Origin of the sequence: Bacteroides sp. MSK.20.82, assembly GCF_019052485.1 — a bacterium.
GTDB classification, from domain to species: domain Bacteria; phylum Bacteroidota; class Bacteroidia; order Bacteroidales; family Bacteroidaceae; genus Bacteroides; species Bacteroides thetaiotaomicron.
The window spans coordinates 19,302-35,918 of sequence record NZ_JAHQUN010000001.1; the positions used below are offsets into that span (position 1 = coordinate 19,302).

The 16,617-nt window shown below is 39.7% G+C and carries 18 protein-coding genes; 7 read left to right on the top strand and 11 right to left on the bottom strand.

What is annotated here, in order from left to right:
- Position 1 precedes the first annotated feature (1 nt).
- The gene (gene rhuM / locus KTR07_RS00090) at positions 2-1,408 is read left to right on the top strand and encodes a RhuM family protein (protein WP_032577709.1); all 1,407 of its coding nucleotides are present in this window, start codon (positions 2-4) and stop codon (positions 1,406-1,408) included.
- Positions 1,409-1,413: 5 nt separating this feature from the next.
- Positions 1,414-2,607 carry a restriction endonuclease subunit S gene (locus tag KTR07_RS00095; protein ID WP_172769918.1) on the top strand — a complete coding sequence of 398 codons (1,194 nt, stop codon included), beginning with the start codon at positions 1,414-1,416 and terminating at the stop codon, positions 2,605-2,607.
- On the opposite strand, the gene KTR07_RS00100 is transcribed toward KTR07_RS00095, so the two are convergent.
- Positions 2,600-3,157, bottom strand: coding sequence for a restriction endonuclease subunit S (locus tag KTR07_RS00100; RefSeq protein ID WP_229055239.1), 558 nt, complete (start codon positions 3,155-3,157; stop codon positions 2,600-2,602). The two genes, KTR07_RS00095 and KTR07_RS00100, sit on opposite strands and share 8 nt — an antisense overlap.
- Positions 3,158-3,432: 275 nt before the next feature.
- On the opposite strand from KTR07_RS00100, the gene KTR07_RS00105 reads away from it, so the two are divergent.
- Both KTR07_RS00105 and KTR07_RS00110 read left to right on the top strand, forming a co-directional pair.
- Positions 3,433-3,978: a DUF6680 family protein gene (locus tag KTR07_RS00105; protein ID WP_032591968.1), complete on the top strand. Its 546-nt coding sequence runs from the start codon at positions 3,433-3,435 to the stop codon at positions 3,976-3,978.
- A gap of 72 nt (positions 3,979-4,050) precedes the next feature.
- Positions 4,051-4,635 carry a restriction endonuclease subunit S gene (locus KTR07_RS00110; RefSeq protein WP_053087094.1) on the top strand — a complete coding sequence of 195 codons (585 nt, stop codon included), beginning with the start codon at positions 4,051-4,053 and terminating at the stop codon, positions 4,633-4,635.
- Here the strand turns inward: KTR07_RS00110 and KTR07_RS00115 are convergent.
- Positions 4,628-5,815, bottom strand: coding sequence for a restriction endonuclease subunit S (locus KTR07_RS00115; RefSeq protein WP_254306520.1), 1,188 nt, complete (start codon positions 5,813-5,815; stop codon positions 4,628-4,630). The genes KTR07_RS00110 and KTR07_RS00115 overlap by 8 nt on opposite strands.
- A 58-nt stretch (positions 5,816-5,873) precedes the next feature.
- Between KTR07_RS00115 and KTR07_RS00120 the strand changes: the two genes are divergently transcribed.
- The gene (locus KTR07_RS00120; RefSeq protein ID WP_032575794.1) at positions 5,874-6,800 is read left to right on the top strand and encodes a site-specific integrase; all 927 of its coding nucleotides are present in this window, start codon (positions 5,874-5,876) and stop codon (positions 6,798-6,800) included.
- 309 nt (positions 6,801-7,109) lie between these two features.
- Complete coding sequence (locus tag KTR07_RS00125; protein WP_133303588.1) at positions 7,110-7,553, top strand: hypothetical protein; 444 nt, start codon at positions 7,110-7,112, stop codon at positions 7,551-7,553.
- A 60-nt stretch (positions 7,554-7,613) separates the two neighbouring features.
- Here the strand turns inward: KTR07_RS00125 and KTR07_RS00130 are convergent, their stop codons facing one another.
- The 8 genes from KTR07_RS00130 to KTR07_RS00165 all read right to left on the bottom strand — a co-directional run bounded on the left by KTR07_RS00130 (position 7,614) and on the right by KTR07_RS00165 (position 14,760).
- On the bottom strand, positions 7,614-8,141 hold the full coding sequence (locus KTR07_RS00130; RefSeq protein WP_032575797.1) for a hypothetical protein: 528 nt from the start codon (positions 8,139-8,141) through the stop codon (positions 7,614-7,616).
- A gap of 4 nt (positions 8,142-8,145) precedes the next feature.
- The gene (locus KTR07_RS00135) at positions 8,146-9,357 is read right to left on the bottom strand and encodes a hypothetical protein (protein ID WP_032575799.1); all 1,212 of its coding nucleotides are present in this window, start codon (positions 9,355-9,357) and stop codon (positions 8,146-8,148) included.
- Entirely contained in the window at positions 9,354-9,773 is a 420-nt protein-coding gene (locus KTR07_RS00140; RefSeq protein ID WP_032575801.1) for a hypothetical protein, read from the bottom strand. Before KTR07_RS00140 ends, KTR07_RS00135 begins: the two co-directional genes overlap by 4 nt.
- Positions 9,774-10,086: 313 nt before the next feature.
- Positions 10,087-11,157 (bottom strand): AAA family ATPase, encoded by a 1,071-nt coding sequence (locus KTR07_RS00145; protein WP_032575803.1) that lies wholly within the window; start codon positions 11,155-11,157, stop codon positions 10,087-10,089.
- A gap of 2 nt (positions 11,158-11,159) precedes the next feature.
- Positions 11,160-11,534 (bottom strand): helix-turn-helix domain-containing protein, encoded by a 375-nt coding sequence (locus KTR07_RS00150; RefSeq protein WP_032575805.1) that lies wholly within the window; start codon positions 11,532-11,534, stop codon positions 11,160-11,162.
- A gap of 99 nt (positions 11,535-11,633) precedes the next feature.
- Positions 11,634-12,479: a hypothetical protein gene (locus KTR07_RS00155; protein WP_032575807.1), complete on the bottom strand. Its 846-nt coding sequence runs from the start codon at positions 12,477-12,479 to the stop codon at positions 11,634-11,636.
- 169 nt (positions 12,480-12,648) lie between these two features.
- The gene (locus KTR07_RS00160) at positions 12,649-13,764 is read right to left on the bottom strand and encodes a site-specific integrase (RefSeq protein WP_032575809.1); all 1,116 of its coding nucleotides are present in this window, start codon (positions 13,762-13,764) and stop codon (positions 12,649-12,651) included.
- Between the two features lie 117 nt (positions 13,765-13,881).
- Complete coding sequence (locus tag KTR07_RS00165) at positions 13,882-14,760, bottom strand: helix-turn-helix domain-containing protein (protein WP_032575811.1); 879 nt, start codon at positions 14,758-14,760, stop codon at positions 13,882-13,884.
- 891 nt (positions 14,761-15,651) lie between these two features.
- On the opposite strand from KTR07_RS00165, the gene KTR07_RS00170 reads away from it, so the two are divergent.
- Positions 15,652-15,927, top strand: a complete 276-nt coding sequence (locus KTR07_RS00170) for a hypothetical protein (protein ID WP_005859087.1) — start codon at positions 15,652-15,654, stop codon at positions 15,925-15,927.
- Between the two features lie 101 nt (positions 15,928-16,028).
- Here the strand turns inward: KTR07_RS00170 and KTR07_RS00175 are convergent, their stop codons facing one another.
- Positions 16,029-16,541: a DUF6155 family protein gene (locus KTR07_RS00175; RefSeq protein ID WP_005859085.1), complete on the bottom strand. Its 513-nt coding sequence runs from the start codon at positions 16,539-16,541 to the stop codon at positions 16,029-16,031.
- Between the last annotated feature and the right edge of the window lie 76 nt (positions 16,542-16,617).

A 16,617-nucleotide genomic window follows, 5' to 3' on the forward strand; every position in this document is an offset into this window, starting at 1 on the left:
TATGGCAGAGATAGACAACATCCCCGAAATGCGTCCATCATTCGACAATATACGCCGTCAGGATGAGGGCGGAAACGAATACTGGAGTTCTCGCGACCTGTGCGCTGCTATGGGCTATTCGGCTTATTGGAAATTCCAAAGAGTCATAGACAAGGCTATCAAGGTGGCAGGTGAAAAAGGAATGAATGTAGACGACCATTTCAACCAAGCGGTTGATATGGTAAGGATTGGAAGCGGCTCATTCCGTAAGGTCAATATCTTCCGTCTTTCGCGTATGGCGTGTATGATTGTTGCCGAAAATGCCGATGCCCAAAAAGTGTTGGTACAACAAGCTCGCGATTATTTTACTCGAACAATTTCGACAAACGAATTGATGCAAAATTCGTTGAGTTCTAACATTTTGCTGTATAAAACGGCGCAAGGCGAGGCACGAATAGAAGTGATATTCAACAGTGAAACATTTTGGATGTCACAAAAGCGTATGGCCGATTTGTTCGGGGTGGATGTACGGACTGTCAACTATCATCTTGGTCAGATTTACGAAACAGGCGAGCTTACAAAAGAGGCAACTATCCGAAAAATTGGGATAGTTCAATCAGAGGGAGAACGGGATGTAGAACGTACACCTCTGTTCTATAATTTGGATGCCATTATTGCGGTAGGTTATCGTGTCAATAGCTATCAGGCCACTCAATTCCGTATCTGGGCTACATCTGTATTGAAGGAGTTTATTATTAAAGGATATGCCCTTGATGACGAACGCTTGAAGCAGGGAAAACACTTTGGCAAAGATTATTTTGATGATTTGCTGGAGCGTATTCGTGAGATACGCACATCAGAGCGCAGATACTACCAAAAGATAACAGACATCTATGCCGAATGCAGTGCCGATTACGATTCGAAATCGGATTGTACCAAATTGTTCTTCAAGATGGTGCAAAATATGATGCACTTGGCTGTAACTCATCGTACCGCTGCCGAAATAGTATATGAACGTGCCGACTCGGAAATGCCGCACATGGGATTGACCACTTGGAAGAAAGCTCCCGATGGCAGAGTCCAGAAGTCTGATACGATTGTGGCAAAGAACTACTTGTCAGACAAAGAGGTTTCAGAACTCAACGGCATAACTAACGTATTTCTTGAATTTGCAGAGCAGCGTGCCCAACGCCATATCATTACAACGATGGCCGAATGGAAGCAGCGTCTTGAACAGTTTCTTGCTACAATGGACTATCAAGTACAAGATTCAGCTGGTAAAGTTTCTCAAGAAGAAGCACGAGAGAAGGCGTATGGTGAGTATGAAAAATATAAAGTGATTCAAGACCGTTCGTTTATCTCTGATTTCGACCGGTTTAATAATGGCGACAAATTGTTGCCGTTTGATATCAATCCCGATAAAGAATAATGATTATGACAGATAATAACGAAAATAAAGTCCTTAATGTTCCCCATTTGAGATTCCCTAAATTTAGTGGAGAGTGGGAAATATGTAAAGTGTCTGAGCTATTGGATTTCTATTCAACCAATTCTCTGAGTTGGGAACAACTTGAATATGGGGAGAAAGCCATGATGAACTTACATTATGGACTCATTCATGTTGGGCTTCCTACTATGGTGGATTTGAGAAGAGATAAACTACCCAATGTCAAAGAAGGTAATATGCCTAAAAACTTTGAATTGTGTAAAGAGGGAGATGTAGCCTTTGCTGATGCTTCGGAAGATACGAATGAGGTTGCTAAAGTCATTGAGTTGTTTAATCTTGATAATAAGGATATTGTTTGTGGTTTACACACAATTCATGGGCGAGACAATAAAAATAAAACTATTGTCGGCTTCAAAGGATATGCTTTTTCGTCATCCGCATTTCATAATCAGATTAGACGAATAGCACAGGGAACAAAAATCTATTCCATCAGCACAAAGAATTTTTCCGAGTGTTATGTTGGTATTCCATCCAAAGCGGAGCAAACTAAAATAGCTACACTGTTACGACTAATAGATGAGCGTATTGCCACCCAAAACAAAATCATTGAGGATTTGAAAAAATTAAAGTCCGCAATTAGAAAAAAGATGTTCTCCTTATTGAAAGATGAATATACAGAGAGCTTTGAAATCAATCAGCTACTTGATTACGAACAACCTACTGCATATATTGTAGCTAATGATGAATACTCTACCGACACAAGTTTAACCCCTGTTCTAACTGCGAATAAAGGTTTTATCTTGGGGTATACAGACGAAAAATTTGGCATATATCAAAAAGGAGAGTGTATAATCTTTGACGATTTCACAATGGATGCAAAATATGTATCATTCCCTTTTAAGGTAAAGTCTTCGGCAATAAAAATACTCACAGCAAAACCGAATGTAAATCTTCGATTTATGTTTGAATATCTATCATATTGGGAACTTAAATCGGAAGGACATAAAAGGCATTATATTTCAGAAATAGCTTCGCTTGTAATTGAACTACCTTCAAAAGAAAGACAAAGTATAATAGCCTCACTAATGACTTCGTTAAACAGCAAATTGGATATTGAAGCAAAAACAAAGATAAGATACGAAGAACAAAAGAGATACTTACTCTCGCAAATGTTTATATGAACATCTGCGAGAGCAAATATTGTTTCTGCTTTGAATACTTGATGATCAAACTATTATGTGTCTCTAATAGTCCATGTAACTTTCTGAAAACAACGGAGATTCTTTTTTGTTCTTCTAATTTTGGCAGACGGATTTGTATGTTTCCCATTGTGTTATTCATAAGTTTCGGGTTTGCTAAATTAGTTGAGACATACATCCTTGTTGCTTCTGCTAAGACTAATGAAACGAAATGGGCATCAAATCCTTTTTTGAGCTTTAACAAGCCACAGACATTAGTGCAATTAAACTTTCCATTACGATAAAATACCGTTCCTGCATTTGCACCGTCAGTCGTCCAACTGATATATTCACCTTCAAACATAAAATCATCAAGATAACCCATAATTCCGTCATTTGATGTTTGAGAAGAATACACAGGGTATAACGGATTTTCTTGTTGGCTAATTTCTACCGAACTAATAACTCTACCACGTCCTATTGATGCAATATCTTGAATCTTGAATTGTTCCCAAGAATCAGAGTGAAGCATTTTCAAACTAATTGCGGACATTACAAATAAACAATCCTTAATTTCATTATGATAACCAGACGGTTATACCTCAAAACATCGCATTATTTGTAACATTATGCTCTACATCCATCACATTAGAAACGGAATATTCCTCATTATATTATTATCAAAGTGTGTAGAAGAGTCAATCTTGAAGCAGTGTATTCTGCTATTTTGCATAGTTAGCTTGTGTGATATTTAATTAAAGATAAAATTTTTCGAATTATACAAATAGGTTTTGATCTAAAAGACTACCTTTGCATAAATTTAGCATTATGAGTACAACAGAATATATACAAATCATTATCGGCATCGGTCAGATTATTGCTGTTGCTATTATCCCAATTATTGTTTGGGTATTAGGAATAAAGTACCAAAATAGAAAAGCAAAAAAAGATGCTCAATTAAGAGTCTTCCTTACACTAATGGCAGATCGAAAATCAACCCCAATAACAAAAGAATGGGTTGATGCCTTAAATACAATAGATGTAGTATTTCAGGAAAACAAAAAAGTTAGACATGCATGGAGAGAATATTTAGATAGTTTAAACGAAAAATCACCTCATTTTGATAGTAGTAATTCTTTTAGACTTGACTTACTTTCAGAAATGGCCGTTTCTCTTGGGTATAAAAATTTAAAGCAAACAGAGATTGATAGATTTTATTCTCCTAAATATTTTGGTTCTCAAATGAGCCGACAGGAAATATTATTTCAAGAGAATCTACGAATTTTAACTCGATCCAAAAGTTGTGCTGAAAGTTTTACTGATGAAGAATATGAACAGCACTATAAGGAGTTGATGGAACAGCAAGGAGAGTAAAGAATATGGGGAATATCCCTTTCCTGTGAAATTGCTGATTTTTTATCCTTAATTAAAGGGCTTAGTCAGCAATTGCTTTCATCAGAGAATGATTGGATTTTATATAGACTGGATGACTTGGCGCAAATAAAAAGTGGCTATTCAGGAACACAAGTGAGTTATCAAACCCCTTATAAGGTTTCTCGCATAGAAACTATTAGCAAACATTGTATTGATATACAACGAATTGGCTATGTAGAGTGTATTCCTGAAAGCTATAGGTTAAACGTAGGTAATATTCTGTTTAGCAATATCAATAGTATTCAGTATATAGGAAATACAGCCTATCTTGACAAAGATTATGGACTTTATCATGGCATGAATTTATTGCGAATTATACCCAATACAACCATAGTTAGACCTCGTTTTTTGCATTTACTTCTTTGTACTGATTGGGCAATAAACCATTTTCAAACTATTTGCAATAAAGCAGTTTCACAAGCAAGTATCAACCAAACTGCGTTAGGTAAGAGTCGATTCCCGATCCCACCAATGTCTGTTCAACAACAAATCTGTAGTATGTTTGAACTCACTGAGAGAAAATTGGATAATGAGCAAGAATACATAAGTTGTCTTCAACAGCAGAAACGGTATTTGCTTCAGAAAATGTTTATATAAACATTAGGCTTAATAGATACTTCTTCAATAAAATGTATTGTTCCGTTAATGACTTTTCATTTGCCAAACGGCAATGCAAAGCGTCAAGAGTGTTAGCTATATGTCCTTGTTTCTCTAAGCTTGGTAGTAAAAACTTCATCTTCATAAAGTCATTTTTTTGAAGATTAAACCGTGTACTCCCTTGTGCTAACGGATATATAGCCCTACGAAATGAAGAACTTGAAATGAAGTGGGCAAGGTATTGAGGTAATACACGTTCATCATAGAAATGAATGCCAAAGCAGAAGCTATTCAAATAAAGTTTCTGCGTATTGCCCAAATATACTGCACCTATACCAACTTCTTCCGGAGTTTCAGATGAGAGTGTGAATAAGGCATCACCGTACTGCACACTGTTTTGTTTTTCGTTGGGAGCGATTTGTACCAATTCATAATCCTTTTCCGAGATGTAAGTATTCTGATACACGTTCATATAAGTAATGAATGGCTCACCATATCCGAAATCATCACCGCCTTTTCCGCTTAATCCAGAATAAGCTTCACCCAAATCTGAAAAGCAGACGGTTTCTCCCTTAATACCTTTGTGGATATTATCGTTTAGCCCTTTAATTAAGGATTGCAGTTTCTCAATGATTTTGTTTTGGGTAGCGATTCGAGTATCTATACATTCAAATAGTTTTGCTATTTTCTCTTGTTCTTGAATTGAAGGAATATTAAGACAAACTTTACTTAATCCATCTTGACCTATATTAAAGTGCTGTGCTCCGGCTCCTTTTACGATTATCTTTTTTCGTGCAGTTGGTGAAGCCAAAAGATAACGAAAAAACATAGGATAATAGTTACTTTTACTTTTTCCACGAATAACAAAACCACCAAACACTGCGGGTTTGCTATCCAAATAGACATTGGCTTGACCTACATCTTCTAACGTTTCAGAGCTGCGCTGAAATAAGATATCGCCGTAGTTTACACCATAAGTTTCAATATCGCCATCCACAACTTCAACAGAGGCACGGATATTATCATAACAAATGAATTGGTTATTAAGAATATCCATCACCGAAATGAATTTTGTTCCACGCCCAAATCTTTTGGCATCAGGATTCATTCCATTTTTGAAACTCATAAAATCTGTAAGAGGATAGATTTCCCACTCCCCACTAAATTCCGGAAATCTCAAATGGGGAACATTACCTATTATATTTCTCTAATTATTAGAACCAATTAAATTCAAAATTATGATTCAGAAGACAATTAGAGAAATTTCGGACGCATGGCGAGAGGACAAGCGACCGTATGTGAAACTATCGACATTGGCAGCCTACATGTTGATTCTTGAAAATCACATTTTGCCAAAGTTTGGTGAGAGTAACGAACTTCATGAAAATGATGTACAAGGCTTTGTGCTTGAAAAGTTGGAAGGCGGATTGAGCGTGAAATCTGTTAAGGACATTCTTATTGTCCTGAAGATGGTTATGAAATTCGGAGTGAAAAACGAATGGATGAACTATTACGAATGGGATATTAAGTACCCAACAGACGTTGCTGGTAAAAAGTTGGAGGTCTTGTCCGTGGCAAATCATAAAAAGATTCTGAACTATATTCAGAGCCACTTTTCCTTTCCGGGACTTGGTATCTATATCAGCCTTAGTACCGGTCTGCGTATAGGGGAGATCTGTGCTTTGAAATGGAGCGACATCAATGTATATGATGGAATTCTAACCGTTAACCGGACGATAGAACGCATCTATATCATAGAAGGAGAGAGAAAACATACAGAGCTGGTCATCAACACGCCAAAGACAAAAAACTCTTGCCGTGAAATCCCGATAAACAAAGAATTGCTTACTATGTTAAAGCCTTTGAAAAAAGTAGTTAATGATGACTATTACATTCTTACCAATGACGAGTGTCCGACAGAACCACGTACGTACCGTAACTACTATAAAAGGCTTATGGAGAAACTTGATATTCCCAAGCTGAAGTATCATGGACTCCGTCATAGTTTTGCGACTCGTTGTATAGAGGTCGGTTGTGACTATAAAACAGTCAGCGTATTATTAGGGCATTCCAATATTTCAACTACGTTGGACTTATATGTTCATCCCAATATGGAGCAGAAAAAGCGTTGCATTGCTAAGGTGTTCAAGTCACTGGGTAAATAAAGTTATGTATAGAGCGAGGGAATTAATGCTGTAATTTCTTCGCTCTCAATTGTTCTGTGATTCAGAATTATGTTGTATATTTGAATATCATTTTAGAAAGTAATTATGTTATTTGAGATTATTGTTGATTGTATTATGGCTTTGGGAGCCTTGGCGACAGCTGCAACTTTTATTCTTGTCTTAAGAAATCAGAAAGGAACTCAGCAGCAGATTAATAGCTTGTCGCAAATGGCTGAGATGTACTCACGTCATTATCAATTAGAGCGAATTTAAGCTGGAAGTAACATATATCCCAAAATTCAGATAAGTTTGAAGAATGATACGATGTGGGGATTGAAGATCCAGATTAAAAACAATTCATATCCGGTAGAAGTGTATCGCATTATGATAAATGAGGCTCGTCATCATTTAGATGTAAGGTTAAAACCGAAAAGCGATTATATTCAAATACGGCAAGGAGAAACAAAGACTATTTTGCCCGGAGAATTATGCCGTCAACAGATATACACATTTGATGCATCAATAAGGATATATCTCATAACTCCTTTTGAAGAGGCGTATGAAATAAGATATATAAATACAGACAGGTTAAACTACTATCAGTCAGAACCAGTTCCTATTCTGTATTCCAAAGAAGATCATGAGTCTTCAAAAGTTCAAACTACTCAAGTCAGGCAGTATTCTATACATGGTGGTATCAAAGGAACTATTAAAGATAATTTCCCTGAAGTCGCAAGAGATTTAGAAGACTAATTTAAGCATGAAAATAAAGTCTCAACTGGTAGTAATCTCTATCCGATTGAGACTTTTCGTTTATTTACCTCTATCCAAAAACTTCTGTATTGCTACCGTTATACCAATCCCCGAGACAGCCATAAGAATACAACCAGTAGTAGCCTTCCAAATCAATCCGGAATGCAAAATCTCTGCATTAGCCACTATCATGCACACGAAAAAAGAAGATAGAGCGACTACAATGATAATCAAAATGTAGAATGCCGTATATGGGAGGGGGATGGCATTGTCGGCTTTCTTCATTCTCCGCTCGGCTTCCTTGCATTTGCTCTCAATCTGATCAAGAAAATTGCAGAGAAGCCTTGCTCCAAATTCAACTGCCAACTTATGCATTTCTTCAGAAATGATAGGTTTGCACTCACGTATAGAACCGGACAGATTTTCAACTTCTGTTCTCAGCTTATATACATTGTTATTCAGCCTAGCAAGTTCTTGCACATTGATATCGAGTAAGTGGTTTTCTTCCTCCAGATATTCATTCTTGGGAGTGGATCTTATGGATTCCGCTTCACTCATTTCTGCGGAAAAATCAAATTTCTTCTTCATGCGCTTATCGTTTTAATCCTGTTTTCGGTTTCTTTCCTAAGAACCGGCTGGCGGCACGAGCACATCTGCGCGCCCAGAGCAAGTCGTCTTCGTCCTTATCTCTCCACGGAAGGTCGCTTTGTGAGCCACCGCCACCTCCTCCGGTTGTTACATTGGGGGTATCTATCAGTCCGACAAATATAGCTACAGCCATATCGGTAAGTTCTTGACAGTTGGCAATAAACCTGTAATCAAATTCGTCATTGAAACAATCAAGTACTTTTTCCGGGATATAAAATTTGTAATCCTTACCTTCATGGCTGAGGGTATAGGAAATCATCTCCTGACTATATGTGAGATATTGGGTATAGTCGATAGGAGCAATCTTATGTATCGCTGCCTGTTGAACGGCTTGGGGTGTATTGTTTCTAATGGCAGTAGCTGGCTGATGATGCAGTTTCTCCCATGTCGCAGGAAGTTTCGAGACCATCAGGTTTCTGCCGATTCCCAATTCTGAAGCCTTGTATTTGGTGTTTCCATTCATGAGGGCATATCCACGAAGAATACCTTTCTTGTCCTCTCTTTCATGGACGGTATAACCTTTCCGTATAAGAGCATTCTTGTACTCATCCCATGACCACGATGGCATTGCTTTCAACACCTCCATACAGTCCCGGTTCACTTGTGGAATGTTTCGATTTCTGATTTGTGCCGCTGTTGTCCAGCCACGTTTCTTTGCCACTCGCTCGGCTGCACGTTGCGCCCGAAGATGAATGTTGTGGTCGTTGTTGATATTACCGTTTTCATCCAAACGGCAAACCGCTGCATGAAGGTGGGGAACTTCGCCTTTAGATTCCGTATGAAGCCAAACCGAGTATTTGCTACCCACCAAATTGGTCGGACAGGAACGGACTTGTCCATCCTTGCCGGTAATCACTTGTTTGTCGAACTCCTCGGCGAATTCCTGCCAAAGATTTTGCCAATCTTCGATGTCATAAAATTGGGTATGTTCGGGCGATGGACTCAGCTCGATTCTGATAACGGAATTCTTTATCGGTCGATGTTGGGATAGGGTCAACTGCATGGAGCTCCATATTCCCATAGCGTCCGGTTCTGAGGGCAACAGATTGTCCAATACCCGATAAATCTTTTCCGGATGTTTTTTGTGCTGTGATTCGCCGGTAATGTAACGGATGTCGTTTATACCGTGCGATATGGCTTTGGCTTTCGCAATCATTCTTCTTCGGATTTTGGGTTAGACGGAATTTTATTCTTCTCTTTTACTGCATTCAGGAACTGGCAGACACTTTCGGCTACATTGCCTAATTCTTTCAGCCAACCCACCATAAACGGAATCTGATTGAACATTACCATACGTTGCTTTGTGGACATTCCGTGTAGGGCGGAGGTGTATTTTACGAGGTCTGACCGACAATCGTCCAGATTCTGTAACAATACCGCTTCTTCTTTCGTGAGCCTTGCTTTGGGCTTGAAGTTATACGCACGTGATAATATGTAGTCACTTACAGTCATGCCGCATTGTCCGGCCAGTGATTTTATCTGCTCCTTCTGAGTAGGAGTGACTTTTGCTCCGATGAAGACGTTTCTGGTTTCTTTCGAGGAGTCCGATGTATTTTTAATATCTTCTTTCATTTGAATTATTTTATAATGGTTGAATAGGTGCGAGCTTGCGAGTACCGCACCGGCGAGGGAACTGAGCAGGCGAGAGCGCCAATGTACAACCGTAACGCAGTGAGGTTATACCTTGGCATATCTCGCAACAGTTACCTGTTGATGCTTCACGACAAGCCATATCGGATGCGTATAGTGAACTGGCACTCGGATAGGAAACATAGGATGATACGAGTCTCTAAAAGAGGGGAGAATATGAATATCTCACATGATGTCTTCCTCCGACTTTGCTTTATTCTTATATATATGCCCCAACAATAAAGTAAAGTTGAACTCAATAATGGTATTCTGGATTGAATGCATAATCTTTCCCTTCTTTTATAACCATTTGTTTGTCGCTGAGCAATGTTGCGACCTTTACCGCCTTGTTATAACCGAGTTTTATACCCTGCAATCCGTAACCCTCTTTCAAGCGTTCTATATAATCATCGTAATTGCTGATGTTGCCATTGGCAAAAACGGCATCCAATGCTGGACGATGTACATTTTTTGGAATCTCCTTGTCCGGATCGAACGGTCCTTTGATTGGTCGTCCGGTCTTCTTCTCTTTGGGCAGATAGGACCCTACCGGTTCGGGCATGGCTTCCTCGTTTATGCGGAAAGCGAAAGGTTCAAACTCGCGGTCACGGATATGGACGGCTTCGACCACGCTTACAGTCTTGTCCTCTTTGTCCACTTCGACCTGCATGATGGTTTCCGCTTTGTTGTTGAGTTCCGTGCCGATGTGACCACGGGCATGCTCATCATTCTTGTTCTGATGCAAGACGGTATGGATATGGATTTGCCTGTCATCCGTCCACTGCATGAATTTGGAGATGATGTCGGTGGATTCACTGGAGGAATTGATGTCGTAAAGGAAATCACGAATGCCATCTATGATGACCAATCCCAAATCCGGTATTGTGCCAATGGCCTGTTCGACTATCGCCAGACGTAGTTTAGGGGAAAACTTGCGCAGAGCCAGCATAATCAGATTATCCGGATTCTTGTATTCCGGTAAGTCGGCCAAACGTAAGATGCGTTTCAATACCAGCTGGCAATGATACCGCCCCTGCTCTGTGTCTATGTATAGAATCTTCCGCTTATTTTCGGGAAATGTAGACCGATAATGAAGAACGCTGCTGCCACTCAATGCCGATGCGACAATGGCTGAAACGTTGAAAGTTTTCTTGCTTTTGGCTTTCCCGATGGAAGCACTGAAGTTTCCCAATGTTCCGATAACAGTATCGTCCACCATCAGAACCACCGGGGAGTGTTCGTATGTACTTGTTACGCTTATTGTAGACTCTGCCATGTAAGCGGCCAATTCTTCCGGAGAAAGAATAATAGTGTCTGTCTTTTCCATCGCTACCAGTTTTTAGGGTTCGGTTTACGGCGATGGGAGGCGAGCAAGGATTCATTCTCTTCCTCGAAACTTTGCGGAGCCGGATTCTTCCGGGAAGATTCCAGCCATCTATCCAGTTCGTCACGATAGATGTAGAGATGCTTTCCTTGTTTTATAACCGGAATATCGTCCTTCTTGACCTTGTAATAAAAGGTCGACAACGGCATTTTAAGATAGTTGCAAGCCTCCTGTACGGTCATGGGGACGTGCGTATTCTCTTTGGTTTCGTACTGCTTGGAAAGTTTCTCCGTAAGCAGGTTTTCCATACTTGCGATTCTGTCGCATAGTTCGCCTACCACAGTCGGCAGGTCGTTGAATGTCAGTTGGTCTTTTTCCATATTATGATTGTTTTAATCGTTTAACATGCTGCGAACCAACTCAATGAAACCTTGCAGAACAATACAGACCGGATTAATTATTTCGTCTGCATACTTTTTTTATTGCGAGTCATCATTATCTACATCTAAATGGAAGCGATAGTCGCCTTTATCTGGTACATCAATGGGAATCTGGCTTGAGACATTATCCCGTAAATTAAGTTTAAGATATTCAAGGGTCGCGTTTACGAGTTCGTATGGAAATGATTTCTTGATAAAAATGGCTCTTTTCGCTAAGGGCACTCTCAAGCGTTCACCGACATTCCATGCCAAATGGCGAAGCCCCGGCGACCTCAGCGGATTGTCTATATTGGAACGAATCGGTTTATATGACTCAGGTTGATCGTAAGCCATATACTCTATATTGGCAATGAGGGTGGCAATATCCTCTTTGGAGAGATAGGGGGCAGTTTTGACGGTTACATATTCCCGAATCGCATCCATGATTTCCACTTGCCTTTCAATCTCTTTCTTTTTGAGTTCCACCAATATGGAATCATATTTATTCAAATGAGAATCTTGCGGACAATCAGAGTTTACAGTATCTTGATTCGACTGTTGGGATGGAGAAGACTCTTGTTCAGGCAAATCCATCGGTTGCTTGATGGGCTGCGTTTCAGTAGCATCCATAGATTCTATGATGTTCTCTGATTTTACAATAGGGGTAGATGGCTCGCCAAAAGAGAAGTTGATAGGATTTTTTGTCAGCCATTTATAGAAAAATTTGTGCAGGAGTCCGCATAATATGATAGCTATTACCAGTCCAAGGATGACAGGAGTCGTTATGCGCATGATATTGATGTCATGGCAAAGGAAAAGATAAGTGTCTATAGCCGCATAAATGATAACGGACAGTGCGAGGATAAAACTTATCTTTTTAGTCTGAATTTGTTTTTTATTCGTCATGGTCTGCAAGTGTTTGGAATCGTTTTGCGCTAAAGATATAATCGATATTCCAGATAGTTGCAATAAAAAGAATGATAGTTACCACGTATCATGCTAAATATCACGGTCAGAGTATGATTTTAGGTGAAAAATCATACTCTGACCGCAGAAATCGAGGACAAAGCAGCTGTCAGTCTTGCCGTGTCAGGGTAATTTTCTTGCTGGCTTCACGTTTGTTGGCATCCACGACTTTGATATACCTTTGCGTGGTGGTGATACTCTTGTGCGCCATGATGCTCTGTATGGTGCGGATGTCCGTTCCGGCAGCTGCTTGTAGCGTTGCAAATGTTCTACGATACGAGTGAAATGTTATGTTCTTGGTAATTCCGGCAGAACGAATCCACTCTTTCATCGGTATTTGCGTCCAGCTACGCATAAGCCCCTTGAATACCAAACCTTTCTTTTCAGAACTATAGCCAATCAATCCCAAAGCTTCTTCACTGATGGGAATGATGTCTTCCGCCTTGTTCTTTTGCGTAATGATGTGTACGCATTTTCCTCCGGCAGAATAGTCCACGATGTCTTCCCAACATAGCGAGAGAATGTCACTGATGCGCAAGCTGGTCATACAGGAAAACAGCGATGCCGTTTTCAGAATAGGCTTCTTACAAGGTGTCTCGGCCAATTTGTACAGTTCCTCAACAGACAGGGCCTCTTTCATTACATCTTCTGTCTCTATCTTTTCCAAGAAGTCATTGACATTGGTCTTTATCATCCCATTACGGTAGAGTATTTTCAGGAAACCTCTGAAAGTAGACCAATATCCTGATGCGGAGTTCCGTGTGATACGTCCGTTACGCCTTAGCTTCTTGGCATTCAGCAGATATTCCCGAAACTTGTTACAGAGGTCGATGTCAATCTCTTCAAAGGTGCATTTGCCATGTACGAAGTTATTGAAATGCAGATAGACAAACTCCCATTTCTGGTCATGCTTACGGAGCTGCTTGCGATAATACTCCAGAAAGTCTGCCTTGAGTTTGTACTTGTCAAAGAAGTCATACCGTTCATTGACTACCGACTCGAACCTGCGGCAACGGATGGCTTCGGCTTTCTCGGTCATTACCTCGTTGAAATTCTGTTCACGTTTGTTCCTCGGATTGGCATAGATATAAATACCAAGCGATTCATGACGGATAACTTTCATTGTCTCTTTGTCTCGATACCCCGGATAATAATCCAGATAGAAAGACATCATCCTGCCTTTTAGCGGACGTGTCCTTAATGTCACGGTCTTGCATTCATGCATAATGTTATATTTTTATGGTTATTATTAATTCGTCGGCGAAACTCTATAATGTAGTCATGCAGATTACCTACAGCAGGGATTAATTTTTGAATAATTTACGGATAGCCATAAATTAGACTATTTGCGGGCACCCATTACCCGGTCAAACTCCACTTTCAGGAATCTGACGAACCGTCCGTTCTTCTCCCGGTTGATCTGATGGAATTGCAGAATACCGTAAACCGAATCACGAGAGAGTTTGAATTTCTCCATCGCCTCCTTGACGGTGTAGTATTCCGCCTTGCTCTCCTGTTCGGAACTCTTCGAGAGGTCGAAGTGGAGCTTTGAGTAGAATATCTGCCCATGCTCTTTCTTGGAGGGAATGTTGTTCCGATACACTTGCGAACGGATGGCGACACGTGTCATACCGTACTTCTCCTGAATCTCTTCCGGTGTGTACCATTCAGTAAGGTCGGAATCTACCTCGTATTTGGCAAAGGCAGCATCGATATGTTTCTTGCTGTAATAGTTGAACTGGCGGATTCTCACTTTCGGCACTTTATGTTGCCGAGTGTAAGTCCACACCCATTTGGCGTTGACCTTATATTTTTCCGCAATCTCTTCGGCTGTGTAATACTCGGAGATGTTGAAGTCGTTTTTCGCAACCAGTCGTTCGTAAGGTTTGCTTTTGAGCATTAACTCTATGTCTGCACGCCTTACCAAAGCCATTCTTCCGCTAATTCGGGATGCTCTAAGTTTATCCTCTTTGACTAATTTATAAATGTACTGACGACTCACACCCATCAATCGGGCAGCCTGCGAAAAAGTGAAATATTCTTGTTTCTCCAAACTGGAGCGCAACTCCTGCATTTCCTGAATATGGCGCAGTTCCATTTTGCGCTCCTTGATACGATGTTTGTAACCTCGCTTCGAGCATTGAGGGCTACAATAACAGGTCGTTGTTTTCTGTGCAATGAATGGTTTTCCGCACCATTGACAAATTCTCTTTACTTCCATATTTCTATATCATTTTCTTTGTTTTTTAATTTCCCTTTTTGTCTACACATGTAAACCATTGTCAACACACGTCAACTAATGCGTCACTGTGACATTCGGGCTAACCGTGAATTTGTGTCGCGGTAGAAATATGATAGAAAAATATGGATAAAAACCGTTACTTCCAAATACGGATTGGAAAGTGTTAAAATAGAAAAGTCGCTGAAATACAGCGACTTTGTTCTGAATGGTTATAGTTGGTTATGGCAGATTCTAAGCCATCACTTGCCGACGCAGCATATTTACATCACTGATTATCAGTGACTGTTCATTTTAATCGGTACAACCTCTGTTTTGACAAATACACAGAATGTGGGGACAAATGCAAATCGGTGTATTTCATAGCTTTGCATATATGTGTTGTACCGCTTTCTTTTAGCCTTTTTTGCGAATGTCCGCTATCAGATACAAGGTGTTGAATGATAGGGCATTTCCGCAGGTATGTTACAGAACACTTGTTGAATACAAAGGTAGTGGTTTTCTTGGAATTTCTGTGGTTTGCGGTGTGTTTTTTATTTTCCAGAAGGTGTTGGATGATAGAATCGGTCATAAAACCTGAAAACTTTTGTAAGGTTTACGTTTGATTCGCTTGAAAAAGTGTAGAGCAATGTGCAATGGGTGATATACGTTGGGAAAAGTGTAATAAGGTTGAATTATTCGCATAAAAAATGTATGCGCGTATTACATACCTCTAAAAGATACAAACAAATTATACCCATACTGGTATATTGTTGATGTTTTGTCTTAATTTTGTATCCGAAAGGGTATAACATTAAAGGTATTATGCTATGGATATATTAAGTCTCACCAAAGTAACATCATTGTTCATCCTAACTTTAATAGAAAGAGACGATGGACAAAAGAAATAAATTGTGGAGACGCCAACAAATGGCTCGTGTGTTTAAGACTCGTATGATTCTGTATGCCGCTTATGGTCATTGCATCATTCGTGAGGATGGAAGCTATTATGAACATCCTCATTGGTTTGAGTTGGCAAAAGACAAATGGGCACAAGTTTACAAAACTACAGGAACTCCGTGTAGTTGCTGGATGTGCAGAGGATTTGAATATGACCGCAAAGAGTATAAGAAAGAAACTTTGCGTATTATTCGGGAATCAATGGAGTAGTTTAAAGGGACAGGATAGGAACTAAATCTGTGCCATTATGCGCACAGGTTCAGTTCCTTACTTTTTTGTGTAGGGCAAGGCTTTATCAAAGATTAAAAACACTACCGATATTCAGAATAAATATCTTGTAATGTATCATAAAATCCCCAACCACAATCCGATACGCTATCAATAAGCTTTTCAATCCGTTCGTAATAACAGGCTAACAATCCGTTGAGAAAGATAAAGCGCATAGCTTTGTCGAAATTTCCCTCCAGTGTTGTATAGAACTGTTCCCACATATCGCCAAATTCAAGTGTGTATTCGCATCCTTGTTCGATATAGAACAACATTAAATCGGCAACAGTGGTCGGCTCCGGTTTTAGCTTTTGAAAATCGGAAATGACTTTTCGACATTTGGCAAATGACGGCTTTTCGGAAAATCCACGAGTTGGGAAGAACTCGTTTCTGATAGCTTTCTTGCTCTTTTCTAATTCAGCGTTGCAATCTGGGGCAAGATAAAACTCCAGATAATCTTTTGCCTCTTTACGTGCATCGTATAGTTCAAGAACAATGTCGGTTATCTGTTCTTTTGTAAGTGACAACAAGTGTTTTTTTAGCTTTGCTTTTGACATAGATTGATTTTCAATTGATTGTGTATTTTACATTCCTGCTAATTTCCAAACAATCCTTTTTCTTCCATATATGCTT